At 68.8% G+C, this 12685-nt stretch carries 11 protein-coding genes and 1 pseudogene; 10 read left to right on the forward strand and 2 right to left on the reverse strand.

All coding sequences use genetic code 11. The features are described from left to right. Positions 1-39: 39 nt before the first annotated feature. Both ISN38_RS10675 and ISN38_RS10680 read left to right on the forward strand, forming a co-directional pair. Complete coding sequence (locus ISN38_RS10675) at positions 40-762, forward strand: glycosyltransferase family 2 protein (RefSeq protein WP_003467002.1); 723 nt, start codon at positions 40-42, stop codon at positions 760-762. 1 nt (position 763) lies between these two features. Beyond that, positions 764-1105, forward strand: a complete 342-nt coding sequence (locus tag ISN38_RS10680; RefSeq protein ID WP_003467003.1) for a lipid-A-disaccharide synthase N-terminal domain-containing protein — start codon at positions 764-766, stop codon at positions 1103-1105. 46 nt (positions 1106-1151) lie between these two features. Here the strand turns inward: ISN38_RS10680 and ISN38_RS10685 are convergent, their stop codons facing one another. Further along, positions 1152-1655, reverse strand: coding sequence for an REP-associated tyrosine transposase (locus ISN38_RS10685; RefSeq protein ID WP_230811802.1), 504 nt, complete (start codon positions 1653-1655; stop codon positions 1152-1154). A 193-nt stretch (positions 1656-1848) separates the two neighbouring features. On the opposite strand from ISN38_RS10685, the gene ISN38_RS10690 reads away from it, so the two are divergent. From ISN38_RS10690 to uvrD, 8 genes and pseudogenes are all read left to right on the forward strand, one after another. Next, positions 1849-3678, forward strand: coding sequence for a DUF885 domain-containing protein (locus ISN38_RS10690; protein ID WP_003467007.1), 1830 nt, complete (start codon positions 1849-1851; stop codon positions 3676-3678). Between the two features lie 137 nt (positions 3679-3815). Further along, positions 3816-5245 (forward strand): annotated as a pseudogene (locus ISN38_RS10695) (efflux RND transporter permease subunit); the annotation flags it as partial. Between the two features lie 36 nt (positions 5246-5281). After that, positions 5282-5491, forward strand: coding sequence for a hypothetical protein (locus ISN38_RS10700; protein WP_141696018.1), 210 nt, complete (start codon positions 5282-5284; stop codon positions 5489-5491). 258 nt (positions 5492-5749) lie between these two features. After that, complete coding sequence (gene rpmB / locus ISN38_RS10705; RefSeq protein ID WP_003467012.1) at positions 5750-5986, forward strand: 50S ribosomal protein L28; 237 nt, start codon at positions 5750-5752, stop codon at positions 5984-5986. Positions 5987-5996: 10 nt separating this feature from the next. Beyond that, positions 5997-6164 carry a 50S ribosomal protein L33 gene (gene rpmG, locus ISN38_RS10710; protein WP_170874102.1) on the forward strand — a complete coding sequence of 56 codons (168 nt, stop codon included), beginning with the start codon at positions 5997-5999 and terminating at the stop codon, positions 6162-6164. A 231-nt stretch (positions 6165-6395) separates the two neighbouring features. Next, positions 6396-7814: a cardiolipin synthase gene (cls, locus tag ISN38_RS10715; protein WP_003467017.1), complete on the forward strand. Its 1419-nt coding sequence runs from the start codon at positions 6396-6398 to the stop codon at positions 7812-7814. A gap of 115 nt (positions 7815-7929) precedes the next feature. Then, complete coding sequence (locus tag ISN38_RS10720) at positions 7930-9336, forward strand: FAD/NAD(P)-binding protein (protein ID WP_003467019.1); 1407 nt, start codon at positions 7930-7932, stop codon at positions 9334-9336. Between the two features lie 48 nt (positions 9337-9384). Then, positions 9385-11586 (forward strand): DNA helicase II, encoded by a 2202-nt coding sequence (uvrD, locus tag ISN38_RS10725; protein ID WP_003467022.1) that lies wholly within the window; start codon positions 9385-9387, stop codon positions 11584-11586. 395 nt (positions 11587-11981) lie between these two features. Here uvrD and ISN38_RS10730 read toward each other — a convergent pair whose 3' ends face one another. After that, a complete protein-coding gene (locus tag ISN38_RS10730; protein WP_230839021.1) occupies positions 11982-12653 on the reverse strand; it encodes a hypothetical protein in 672 nt (223 codons plus the stop codon). Positions 12654-12685 lie beyond the last annotated feature (32 nt).

Genomic DNA, 12685 nt, shown 5'->3' on the forward strand with positions numbered 1-12685 from the left:
GCATTTTTCCATTGCGTTGCCGTCGAGCCTAATCGAGCCATGAACCAGCCTTCCCTTTCCGTCGTCGTCCCGGTGTTCAACGAGCGCGACAACGTGCCGCCGCTGGTGGCGGAGATCGTCGCCGCGCTGCGCGGCGTGACCGATTTCGAGATCGTTTACGTCGACGACGATTCGCGCGACGACACCCTGGCGGTGCTGGAGGGGCTGAAGGCGAGCACGCCGGAGCTGCGGGTGCTGCACCACGTCAGCCAGAGCGGGCAGAGCACTGCGGTGCGCAACGGGGTCAAGGCCGCGCGCGGCGCGTGGATCGCCACCCTCGACGGCGACGGCCAGAACGATCCGGCCGACATCCCCAAGCTGCTCGCCGCGCGCGCCGCGGCGGACGCGCAGGTCAAGCTGTTCGCCGGCTGGCGCGTGTCGCGGCAGGACTCGGGCAGCAAGCGCTGGGCCTCCAAGTGGGCCAACGCGATCCGCGCGCGCATGCTGCGCGACGACACCCCCGACACCGGCTGCGGCATCAAGCTGTTCGAGCGCGCCGCGTTCCTGGACCTGCCGTACTTCGACCACATGCACCGCTACCTGCCGGCGCTGATGCAGCGCGCCGGCTGGCAGACCCTGAGCGTGCCGGTGCACCATCGCCACCGCACCTCGGGCGTGTCCAAGTACAACAACCTCAACCGCGCCCTGGTCGGCATCCGCGACCTGCGCGGCGTGGCCTGGCTGATCGCGCGCAGCCGCCGCACCGTGGTGCAGGAGCGCTGAGATGGACGCGCATTTCCTCAACGAACCGATCCAGGCGCTGTACTGGACCGGCCTGCACGTCACCGGCTGGAAGCTGATCGGCTATGTCGGCGCGCTGATGTTCGGCGGCCGCTGGCTGGTGCAGTTCGTCGCCTCCAAGCGCGCCGGCAAGCCGGTGATCCCGCGCCTGTTCTGGTACATGAGCGTGGTCGGCAGCCTGATGACGCTGAGCTACTTCCTGTTCTCGGCCAAGCAGGATTCGGTCGGCGTGCTGCAGAACCTGTTCCCGGCCTTCACCGCGTTCTACAGCCTGTACCTGGACATCAAGCACCGCGGCTGGCACCGGGATCGTGCGGCGCATTGAGCCGGCGGGAGTGTTTCCCAGTTCCGGCGGGAATCTTGTCGCGGCTTCAGCCGCGACCGCTTTTGCTCTCCCCATGCGCAGACAACCAGATCGCATCCCAATACGGATAATCGCCCAAGCGACGGACCAGGCCAGCGCGCAATGGATTGGCCACGATATAGCGTGCCGCGGTCAGCATGTCGTCCTCGCGCCGCAGCGCGCGATCATGGAAGCCGGGCGACCACACCCTGCCGCCGCGGCCGCGTGCGCGATTCACCGCATGTGCGCATCGGCCCTTGGCGTGTTGCATCGCGTCGGACAGCGTCGCGCGCGGACCCAGTTCGATCAGGCCGTGCCAGTGATCGGGCATCAATACCCAGCACAGCAGTTGCACCTGCGGCCAGCTGGCGGGCGCGGAAAGGCAGGCCGCCGCTGCACGTGCGCAACGCCAGTCCGAGAACAGCGCTGCGCGTTGGAAGGTCACCACCGTCAGTAGATAGGTGCGCCCGGCCTCATCGTGGCGGCCGCGGCGCAATGCGGCATGTCCTGGGAAATGGGCGAGCGGAGGCATGGCGTGCAGCGTGCCTGCAGCAGTGAGCGGCGCCTATCGGCCGAAGTCTGTGCGCCGTGTCGGGAAATGCCACGCGTTGCACGGACGGATGCCTGGCATTGCGCGTTGGGTAGAAGCAGGACGTCCGGCCCACCCCCACGCTGCGCCCGGGATGCGATCATCGGGCTCTCGTTCCCATTACCAATTGTCGCCCATGCCGATCGCCAAGACCCCGCTGGCCGCTTCCCTGTTGCTTGCGCTCGCACTCGCCACGCCGGCGCTGGCCGCCGCGCCGGCCGTCCCGCCGGCGGCGGCCACCGCCTCCGCTGCCGATGCCCGCTTCCAGGCCATCTACGAAAAGGAGTGGACGTGGCGGCAGGCGCAGGTCGGGCAGGCCGACGAGGACAGCGACAGCAGCGGCGACAACCAGCAGCTGCCCGACGTCGGCGCGGTGGCGCAGGCGGCGCGGCTCAAGCTGTGGGACGACGTGCTGCGCCAGCTGGATGCGATCGGCCCGGCGCAGCTGTCGGCCGACAACCAGGTCAACCTGGCGGTGTACCGTCCGCAGATCGAGAACCTCGCCGCCGCGGTGCGCTTGCGCGCCTACGAAATGCCGTTCAATTCCGACAGCGCGTTCTGGTCCGACCTGGGCTTCATGGCACGGCGCACGCTGCGCACCCCGGCCGAGTACCGCGCCTACATCGCGCGGCTCGACGATGTGCCGCGCTACTTCGCACAGCAGACCGACAACATGCGCGCCGGCCTCAAGCGCGGCTTCAGCGTGCCGCGCGCGGTGCTGGAAGGGCGCGACGGTTCGATCGCCAACGTCGCCGAACTCAAGGATCCGACCGCGGCCGCGCTGTACGCGCCGTTCAAGCAGCTGCCGGCGCAGATCCCGGCCGCCGAGCAGCAGGCGCTGCGCGAGCAGGCGCAGGCGGCGATCCGCGACAAGGTGATCCCGGCGTACGCGCAGCTGCTGCGCTTCTATCGCGAAGAATACGTGCCGCAGGCGCGCACCACGCTCGCCGCCGAGGCGCTGCCCGACGGCAAGGCCTACTACCAGCAGCAGATCCGCGAATACACCACGCTGGAAATGCGCCCGGAGCAGATCCACCAACTGGGCCTGCAGGAAGTGGCGCGGATCCAGAAGGAGATGGACGCGATCATCCAACAGGTCGGCTTCAAGCCGCCGGCCGGTCAGCAGACGTTCCCGGCATTCCTGCAGTTCCTGCGCAGCGACCCGCAGTTCTACGTCAAGACGCCGCAGGAACTGCTCGACCGCGCGGCGTGGATCGCCAAGCGCGTGGATGGCGAAGTCGGCAAGTTCATCGGTACGCTGCCGCGCGGGCGCTTCACCATCGTGCCGGTGCCGCCGGAGATCGCGCCGTTCTGGACCGCCGGCCGCGGCGGCGTCGGCACCTACTGGCTCAACACCTACAACCTGCCGGCGCGCCCGCTGTACAACCTGCCGGCGCTGACCCTGCACGAATCCTCGCCCGGCCACTCGTTGCAGGGCGCGTTGGCCGAAGAGCAGGGCGCGCAGCCGGCGTTCCGTCGCGAGAACTACATCTCCGCCTACGGCGAAGGCTGGGCGCTGTACACAGAAAAGCTGGGCAAGGAGATGGGCATCTACGAAACCCCGTACGAAGATTTCGGCCGCCTCAGTTACGAAATGTGGCGCGCCTGCCGGCTGGTGATCGACACCGGCGTGCATCACAAGGGCTGGAGCCGCGAGCAGGCGCTGGCCTACCTGCGCGAGCACACCGCGCTCAGCGAGCACGAAGTCACCACCGAGGTCGATCGCTACATCTCCTGGCCGGGGCAGGCGCTGAGCTACAAGCTCGGCGAGATCGCCATCGTCAAGCTGCGCGCCGAGGCCGAACGCGAACTGGGCATGGACTTCGATATCAAGGCCTTCCACGACGCGGTACTGAAACAGGGCTCGGTGCCGCTGCCGGTCTTGCAACAGCAGGTACGCGCCTTCATCGCCGAGAGCAAACAGCGGCACCAGGCGGCCGCCCAGAAGCCCAACGCCCCCCAATAACGGCCACCCGCTCGTGCTTTTCCTTCTTCCCCGGGAGAAGGTGGCGCGCAGCGCCGGATGAGGGTGCGACCACTAGCGCGGCATGGGGAGGATAGCCGCAATGCCGGATCGAGGTGCGGCCTCCAGGGTGCGACCACATCGGCACCGGCGCGCTGGCGCTGGTGCTGCTGTGCGGCGTGCTGGCCACGCGGCTGGGCAGCGAGTTCATTCCCAACCTCGACGAAGGCGACATCGCCCTGCATGCGCTGCGCATTCCGGGCACCAGCCTGGACCAGGCGATCGCCATGCAGTCCACGCTGGAACGGCGGATCAAGCGGTTCCCGGAAGTGGCGCACGTGTTCGGCAAGCTCGGCACCGCCGAGGTCGCCACCGATCCGATGCCGCCGTCGGTGGCCGACACCTTCCTGATCATGAAACCACGCGCGCAGTGGCCCGATCCGCGCAAGCCCAAGGCGCAGTTGCTGGCCGAGATCGAGGCGGCGGTGCAGCAGCTGCCCGGCAACAACTACGAGTTCACTCAGCCGATCCAGATGCGCATGAACGAGCTGATCTCCGGCGTGCGCGCGGACGTGGCGATCAAGCTCTACGGCGACGATCTGGACACGCTGCTGGAGGTTGGCCGGCGCATCGAGGAGGTGGCCCGCAACGTGCCCGGCGCGGCCGACGTCAAGCTCGAGCAGGCCACCGGCCTGCCGATGCTGACGGTGGTCCCGGACCGCACCGCGCTGGCCGGCTATGGACTCCATCCCGGCGTAGTGCAGGACACCGTCGCCGCCGCGGTCGGTGGGCAGTGCGCCGGGCAGCTGTTCGAAGGCGACCGCCGCTTCGCCATCGTGGTGCGTCTGCCCGAAGCGTTGCGTCAGGATCCGGCGGCGCTGGCCGAGCTGCCGATCCCGCTGCGCGGCGACTGCGAGCGCGGCGACGCCGACGAGTCCAGCCGCGCGCCCGGCTGGCGCAGCGGCGCGCCGATCAGCGTGCCGCTGCGCGAGGTGGCGAACGTGGAAACGGTGCTGGGGCCGAACCAGATCAACCGCGAGGACGGCAAGCGCCGCATCGTGGTCACCGCCAACGTGCGCGACCGCGACCTCGGCGGTTTCGTCGCCGAACTGCAGCGCCGCGTGCAGGCCGACGTGGAACTGCCCAGCGGCGACTGGATCGGCTACGGCGGCACCTTCGAACAGCTGATCTCGGCCGGGCAGCGCCTGGCCTGGGTGGTGCCGGCCACGCTGCTGCTGATCTTCGCGCTGCTGTACTGGTCGTTCGGCTCGCTGCGCGATGCGGCGATCGTGTTCAGCGGCGTGCCGCTGGCGCTGACCGGCGGGGTGATCGCGCTGGCGTTGCGCGGGATCCCGCTGTCGATCTCTGCCGGGGTCGGCTTCATCGCGCTGTCCGGGGTGGCGGGGCTCAACGGGCGGGTGATGATCGCCTTCGTGCGCAAGCTGCGCGAGGACGGCCTGGCGCTGGAGCAGGCGTTGCGCGAGGGCGCGCTGGCGCGGTTGCGGCCGGCGCGGAAGTGCAGCGGCCGCTGGCCACGGTGGTGATCGGTGGCATCGTCTTGTCCACGCTGCACTTGGGTGTCGGGCCGCGAGGTAGGCGCGCCACCTTGGACAATGCGTTGCATGGTTGCGGGGCATTCGGCCTGTTCCCCGCACGTGCCGCGCAACTGATCGGCGCAATCGTAGCGGTGACCCGGACGTGGCGGCAGGTCTTCGAAGAACTGCAAGTGCCGATGCAGGACTGTGCTGCGGTGGCGACGGCCTTCAGGCGCGCATCCGATGTCGGCATGCGCGAGGTCGAGCGCCATCTTGCCTGAGCAGGCCCGACTTCACTCGCAACGGTGCGCGGACACCCCAATGGGGGCGGTAAGTGCTTGCGGCACAAAGGAAAGCCATGCATAATGCGTGTCTCGCTGTGCCCGGCTGTTGTCGGGCCGGCGGCCGGAAACGCGATCTCCGGTCGGCCTCTCCCAGCGTAACTGCTTGATTTCCCACGTCGCGTGGTGGCCCGCAAGGCTGCCGGGGCCGCCGTCTCCCAGGCTATGGGCGACTCAAAATTTTTATCGAGGTGCGTAATGTCCCGCGTATGCCAAGTGTCCGGCAAGCGTGTGCAGACGGGTAACAACGTCTCCCACGCCAACAACAGAACCCGTCGCCGCTTCCTGCCCAACCTGCACGAGCGCCGCTTCTGGGTCGCCAGCGAGAACCGCTGGATCAAGCTCCGTGTCTCCGCGCATGCGTTGCGCACCATCGACAAGAACGGGATCGATGCCGTTCTGAAAGAGCTGCGCGCGCGCGGCGAAAAGGTCTGAGGAGTAAACAATCATGGCAGGCAAGCGTGACAAGATCCGTATGATTTCCTCGGCCGCCACCGGCCACTTCTACACCACGGACAAGAACAAGAAGAACACTCCGGGGAAGATGGAAATGATGAAGTACGACCCGGTCGTGCGTAAGCACGTGATGTACAAGGAAGGCAAGATCAAGTGATCGACTGATCGCTGGGTCGCTGTTCCGGTCGACACGAAACCCGCCGCAAGGCGGGTTTCGTGCGTCTGGGGCCTGCACACTCCGAACCGGCGGTCTGCGCCGTCGCTGTTGCAGTCGCGACGTAGTTGGATCTCGCGTGCGCCGGCCTGGCCAGCGGCGGCAACGCATGCAATGGTTGCGTTTGCCGCCGCAGCCCGCAGAATCGGGCGACTTGGCTTGCGAAGGGTCGCGATGCTGCCGTTCTGGTTGGAAGGCACCTGGCTGTTGGCGCTGGACTGGCTGATCCGGCTGGTGGCGTTGTTGTGGATCCCCGCGCGCACCACGCCCGGCGCGGCGCGCAGCTGGCTGCTGCTGGTGGGCTTCGTGCCGGTGCTGGGCCTGCCGCTGTACCTGCTGCTCGGCCATCCGTGGCTGTCGCGCGAGCGCATCCAGCGCCAGGCGCAGGCTTCGCAGGTGATCCGCGAGCAGCAAGTGCCGATGACCGCGCTGCGCTGGACCCCGCCCGCCGACACCACGATCGCCGAAGTGGTGCCGCTGATCGAGCGCCAGGGCGATTTCATGCCGACCCATGGCAATACGGTGGAGTTGCTCGACCGCTATGCGGATTCGCTGCAGGCGTTGATCGACGACATCGAGGCGGCGGTCGAACGCGTGCACCTGCTGTACTACCTGATGTTCGACGATGCGGTCGGCGACGCGGTCGTGGCCGCGCTGCTGCGTGCCGCCGCGCGCGGCGTGCGTTGCCGCCTGCTGCTCGATGCGCGTGGCGGCAAGCGCGGCCTGCGCCGCTACCGCAAGCGTTTGCGCGCTGCAGGCGTCGAGGTGCAGGCGCTGCTGCCGGGCGGGCTGCGCTGGCGCCGCAGCGGGCGCATGGACCTGCGCAACCACCGCAAGATCGCGGTGATCGACAACCGCGTCGGCTACACCGGTTCGCAGAACCTGGCCGCGGCCGAATTCGTGCGCGGCCATCCTAACCGCGAACTGGTGGTGCGCCTGCAGGGGCCGGTGGTCGGGCACCTTGAGGCGGTGTTCGCCAGCGATTGGTTCATCGAGACCGGGCAGCGCCTGCGTGTGGCCGACGGCACCGCGGTGCACGGCGCCGATACCGCCACGCAACTGCTGCCCAGCGGCCCGGCGTATCCGTTCGAGAACGCGCGCGATGCGGTCAACGCGCTGATCCACCTGGCGCGGCGGCGGATCGTGATGGTCACGCCGTACTTCGTGCCCGACGAGGCCACGCTCAGCGCGCTGCGCATCGCCGCGCTGTCCGGGGTGGACGTGCAGCTGATCCTGTCGGAGAGCAGCAACCAACGGCTCACCGCCTGGGCGCAGGAGGCCTACTACGACGAACTGCTGCGCAGCGGGGTCAAGATCGCGCTGTACCGGCCGTGCTTCCTGCACGCCAAGCACCTGAGCGTGGACGAGGGCATCGCCCTGGTCGGCTCGATCAATCTGGACATCCGTTCCTTCGCGCTGAACGCGGAGATCGGCGTGCTGTGCTACTGCACGGAGGTGGTGCAGCGGCTGCGCGCGGTGGAGGCCGACTACCTGGCCGATGCGCGCGCGCTGTCGCTGCAGGAATGGCGCAAGCGACCGACCTGGCGGCGCAGCCGCGAAGGTATCGCCCGCCTGGCCGATGCGCTGATGTGAAGGCGCACGCACATGACAGCATGATGTCGCCGCCATGCGCGATCTTCACCGCGACATGCGCGATGGTTCTTAGCCGCGGGCGGAGCCGGCGAGGGCATCCCTTACAATCGCCGGCATGAGCGAACTCTTGCCCACCGCATCCGATGGCGACGGCGACTGCGATATCGCCATCGTCGGCGGCGGCGCGGCCGGCACGCTGGTCGCGTTGCAGTTGCTGCGGCAGGCCACGCATGCCCTGCGGCTGCAGCTGATCGAACCGCAGGCCGCGCTGGCGCAGGGCGTGGCCTATGCGACGCCGTGCGCGGAGCACCTGCTGAACGTACCGGCCGGGCGCATGAGCGCCTTCGCCGAGCTGCCCGACGATTTCCTCGACTGGCTGCAGCAGCAAGCCTTGTATCCGGTGCTGCCGCGTGCTGCGCTGGCGCAGGCCTATGTGCAGCGCCGCCACTACGGCGACTACCTGCGCGCACGGCTGGCCCAGGCGCAGGCCGCAAGCCCGGCGCAGCTGCAGTGGCGGCAGCAGCGGGTGCTGGCGCTGGATCGCGATGCGCATGGACAGGCGCTGCAACTGCAAGATGGCGCTACGCTGCGCGCGCAGGCGACGGTGCTGGCGTTGGGCAACAGCCTGCGTCCGCTGCCGGCGCGCGGCGCGGCCAGCCTGCCCGCGCACGTGCGCGTGGACGCCTGGAATTACGCACAGCTGCGCGCGATCCCGCGCGAGTCCACGGTGTGCATCGTCGGTGCCGGCTTGAGCATGGTGGACAGCGTGCTGACCCTGCTCGCCAATGCGCACCGCGGCCCGGTGCACGTGATCTCGCGGCATGCGGTACTGCCGCTGCCGCATGCCGAGCATGCCGGCCACGCCGCGGCCGACTTCGACCCGCAGCCGTTGCTGGCGCTACCGTTGCGCCAGCGCCTGCGCGCGCTGCGCCGGCACGCCGCCGTGGCACAGGCGCGCGGCCTGCCCTGGCAGAGCGTGATGGAGCGGCTGCGGCCGCTGGGCCAGGCGCTGTGGCAGTCGCTGTCGGCCACCGAACAGCGCCGCTTCCTGCGCCATGCGCTGCGCTACTGGGACGTGCACCGGCACCGCATCGCCGCGCCGGTGTTCGCGCAACTGCAGGCGATGCGCCGGGTCGGCCAGCTGCGCGTGCACCGCGCGCGGCTGGACACGGTGTTCCCGGTCGGCGCCTGCGTGCAGGTCAACGCGGTCGGCCCCGACGGGCTGGCGCTGCAGCTGGACGCGCACTACCTGGTCAACGCTACCGGCGTGGAGCTGCGCGCACAGACCATGCGCAACCCGCTGCTGCACCAACTGCTGGGCTGCGGCCATGCCGCGTCCGGCGCGCACGGCATCGGCGTGGCCACCGCTGCCGACGGCGCGCTGCTCGACGCCGACGGCCATGCCGATCCGCGCATCCGCGTACTCGGCAGCCTGCGCATCGGCAGCCTGTGGGAAAGCCTGGCGATCCCGGAGTTGCGGGTGCAGGGGCAACAGCAGGCGCAGGCATTGCTGGCGTTGTAGGGGACGCAGGGCCGGTCCCGGCTCCCGCACATGGCGTAAAATGCGCGGGTGGATGTCTCCCATTTGCTCGATGATCTGAACCCCGCCCAGCGCGAGGCCGTCTCCGCACCGTCCGGCCATTACCTGGTCCTGGCCGGCGCCGGATCCGGCAAGACGCGCGTGCTCACCCACCGCATCGCCTGGCTCAACGAAGTCCACGGCGTGCCGGTGCACGGCATCTTTGCGGTCACCTTCACCAACAAGGCGGCCGGCGAGATGCGCCACCGCACCGACCTGCAACTGCGCAACGGCAGCCGCGGCATGTGGATCGGCACCTTCCACGGTCTGGCGCACCGCCTGCTGCGCCTGCACTGGCCCGACGCGAAGTTGCCGGAAAGCTTCCAGGTGCTGGATTCGGACGACCAGCTGCGCCTGGTCAAGCGCGTGGTGCAGCAGCTGGAACTGGACGAGGGCAAGTTCCCGCCCAAGCAGATCATGTGGTGGATCAATCAGCAGAAGGACGAGGGCCGTCGCGCGCAGCACATCCAGCCCGAGCCGCGCGACGAGTGGACCACCACCTTGCGCAGCGCCTACGCGCTGTACCAGGAGCGTTGCGACCGCGCCGGCCTGGTCGATTTCGCCGAGCTGCTGCTGCGCGCGCACGAACTGTTGCGCGACAACCCGGCATTGCTGGCGCATTACCGCAGCCGTTTCAGCGAGATCCTGGTGGACGAGTTCCAGGACACCAACGCGATCCAGTACGCGTTCGTGCGCGTGCTCGCCGGCGATAGCGGCCGCGTGTTCGTGGTCGGCGACGACGACCAGGCGATCTACGGCTGGCGCGGCGCCAAGGTCGAGAACGTGCAGCGCTTCCTGAAGGATTTTCCGAACGCGCAGACCATCCGCCTGGAGCAGAACTACCGCTCCAGCGCCAACATCCTCAACGCCGCCAACGCGGTGATCGCGCACAACCCGGACCGCATCGGCAAGCAGCTGTGGACCGATTCGGGCGACGGCGACCCGATCGATCTGTACGCGTCCTACAACGAGATCGACGAGGCGCGCTACGTGGTCGAGCGCGTGCGCCAATGGGTGCGCGATGGCGGCAGCTACAGCGAGGCGGCGGTGCTCTACCGCAGCAACGCGCAGTCGCGCGCGTTCGAAGAATCGCTGATCGCCGAGCAGGTGCCGTACCGCGTCTACGGCGGCATGCGCTTCTTCGAGCGCGCCGAAATCAAGGACACCCTGGCCTATCTGCGCATGGTCGCCAACCGCGCCGACGATGCGGCGTTCGAGCGCGCGGTGAACACGCCCACGCGCGGCATCGGCGACCGCACCCTGGACGAAGTACGGCGCCTGGCGCGCGCGCAGTCGCTGTCGCTATGGGCGGCCGCGCAACAGGCCGCGCAGCAGGGCGGCGACCTGGCCGCGCGCGCGCGCAACGCACTGGCCCAGTTCCTGGGGCTGATCGAACAACTGTCCGCCGAAGTGGCCGGCCTGCCGCTGCCCGAGCAGATCGACCAGGTGCTGGCGCGCTCGGCGCTGCGCGAGCACTGGAGCAAGGAAAGCCGCGGCGGCCTGGATTCGGAATCGCGTACCGACAATCTCGACGAACTGGTCTCGGTCGCCTCGCGCTTCGTGCGCGCCGACAACGACGAGGACGCCGACGAGGGCCGTCAGGTGATGACCGAGCTGGTCGGTTTCCTGGCCTACGCCTCGCTGGAGGCCGGCGAAGGCCAGGCCCAGGCCGGCGAAGAGGGCGTGCAGCTGATGACGCTGCATTCGGCCAAGGGCCTGGAGTTCCCGCTGGTGTTCCTGGTCGGCATGGAAGATGGCCTGTTCCCCAGCGCGCGCTCGCTGGAAGAGAGCGGGCGCCTGGAGGAAGAGCGGCGCCTGGCCTACGTCGGCATCACCCGCGCCCGCCACAAGCTGGTGCTCAGCTACGCCGAGTCGCGGCGCATCCACGGCCAGGACAACTACAACGTGCCGTCGCGCTTCTTGCGCGAAATCCCGCGCGAGCTGCTGCACGAAGTGCGGCCGAAGGTGCAGGTGTCGCGCAGCGTCTCGCTGGGCGCGCCGCGCAACCTCGGCCACAGCGCCATCGACGCGCCGGCGATCCGGCTCGGCACCAACGTGCAGCATCCCAAGTTCGGTGGCGGCGTGGTCATCGACTACGAAGGCAACGGCGCGCATGCGCGCGTGCAGGTGCAGTTCGACGAGGTCGGCGCGAAGTGGCTGGTGATGGCGTACGCGAATCTGACGGTGCTCTGACGCGCTGGGTGCTGTGACGCCTTGTGTGGGCGCCAGAGTGGCGACTGCCGAGCACGCCGAGCGCATGGCGCCGGTGACGTGCGGTATCGCGTGGCGAACGCAGCCACGCAGCCATCCGGCTTCGGAAGCAGTAGGGACTGAAGTCCCTCCCACAGTGCATCCAGCCCGCCCGCCGCAAGCCCTTTGTGGGAGCGGCTTCAGCCGTGGCGAACGCAGCCATCAGACCGCTCGGCGTCGGAAGATGCCGCCAATACCGATGACGCCCTGCATTGCAACTTCCGGGAACCGATGGGTGGCGAAGGCGCATGGCATGCGCCTTCGCGCAGAGCGCACGAACGCGCGCCACGACCTGATGCCGGCGCGATGCCCGGTCCGGGACGCCGAATACGGCCGCCTCAGCGGCGTGGTGGCGCCGCTGGCGACGGTACGCGGGTGAAATAGTTGGTGCGCATCGTCGGGCTACCGTCCGGCGCGAACGCGGCGACGGTTTCGGTCATCGAGCGGCCATCCGTGGCGACGGTATAGATGCGGGTCGAGGCCACGCTTCTGTCCTTGGCCAGCATCATCACCAGCACGCTGGGCGCAGGCGTCTGCAGGGCGAAGGTGTCGGCTTCGAAATTGTTCTTCACCGGGGTGGCCCGGCCATCGAGGGCGGCGACGCCTTCGGCATGCATCTTCCCTCCGCCCTGCTCGACGATGTCGACCTTGGCGGACCACTTGCCGTTGCCTGCCTCGCCGAACGTCAGGGTGACGCTCTTCGGCCGTTCCTGCGGCGGTTTCGGCAAACGCGACACGTCCACCGCCCAGCTGCCGAGCAAGGGCGAGGGTTTCGGCGAATCGGCATGCACGGACGCGCACGGCGTCAGGACCGTGGCGAACACAGCTGCAAACAGCATTTTCATACGACCTCCCGGAGATAGTGCGGCTGCAGCGGACGAAGAAGCCAGCGGCGATTCGGCGACAGCACGCTGCGCACACAGGGCGGCAGCGCCGCATCCGCCATGTGCGAGCGCGCCATCGAGCCGGCGCGTTAAACCTGAAGAGGCGCGATCCCTGCATGCGTTCACGGCGTCCTCCCTTGGTTGCGCGCGCTGCGACG

It is taken from the genome of Xanthomonas translucens pv. undulosa (genome assembly GCF_017301775.1).
GTDB classification, from domain to species: Bacteria; Pseudomonadota; Gammaproteobacteria; order Xanthomonadales; family Xanthomonadaceae; genus Xanthomonas_A; species Xanthomonas_A translucens.

What these genes read in the sequence shown, in the direction of transcription:
- ISN38_RS10685 (WP_230811802.1), bottom strand. Translation starts at nt 1,655, where the DNA reads ATGCCTCCGCTCGCCCATTTCCCAGGACATGCCGCATTGCGCCGCGGC.
- ISN38_RS10675 (WP_003467002.1), top strand. Translation starts at nt 40, where the DNA reads ATGAACCAGCCTTCCCTTTCCGTCGTCGTCCCGGTGTTCAACGAGCGC.
- ISN38_RS10680 (WP_003467003.1), top strand. Translation starts at nt 764, where the DNA reads ATGGACGCGCATTTCCTCAACGAACCGATCCAGGCGCTGTACTGGACC.
- ISN38_RS10690 (WP_003467007.1), top strand. Translation starts at nt 1,849, where the DNA reads ATGCCGATCGCCAAGACCCCGCTGGCCGCTTCCCTGTTGCTTGCGCTC.
- ISN38_RS10720 (WP_003467019.1), top strand. Translation starts at nt 7,930, where the DNA reads ATGAGCGAACTCTTGCCCACCGCATCCGATGGCGACGGCGACTGCGAT.
- cls (WP_003467017.1), top strand. Translation starts at nt 6,396, where the DNA reads ATGCTGCCGTTCTGGTTGGAAGGCACCTGGCTGTTGGCGCTGGACTGG.
- rpmB (WP_003467012.1), top strand. Translation starts at nt 5,750, where the DNA reads ATGTCCCGCGTATGCCAAGTGTCCGGCAAGCGTGTGCAGACGGGTAAC.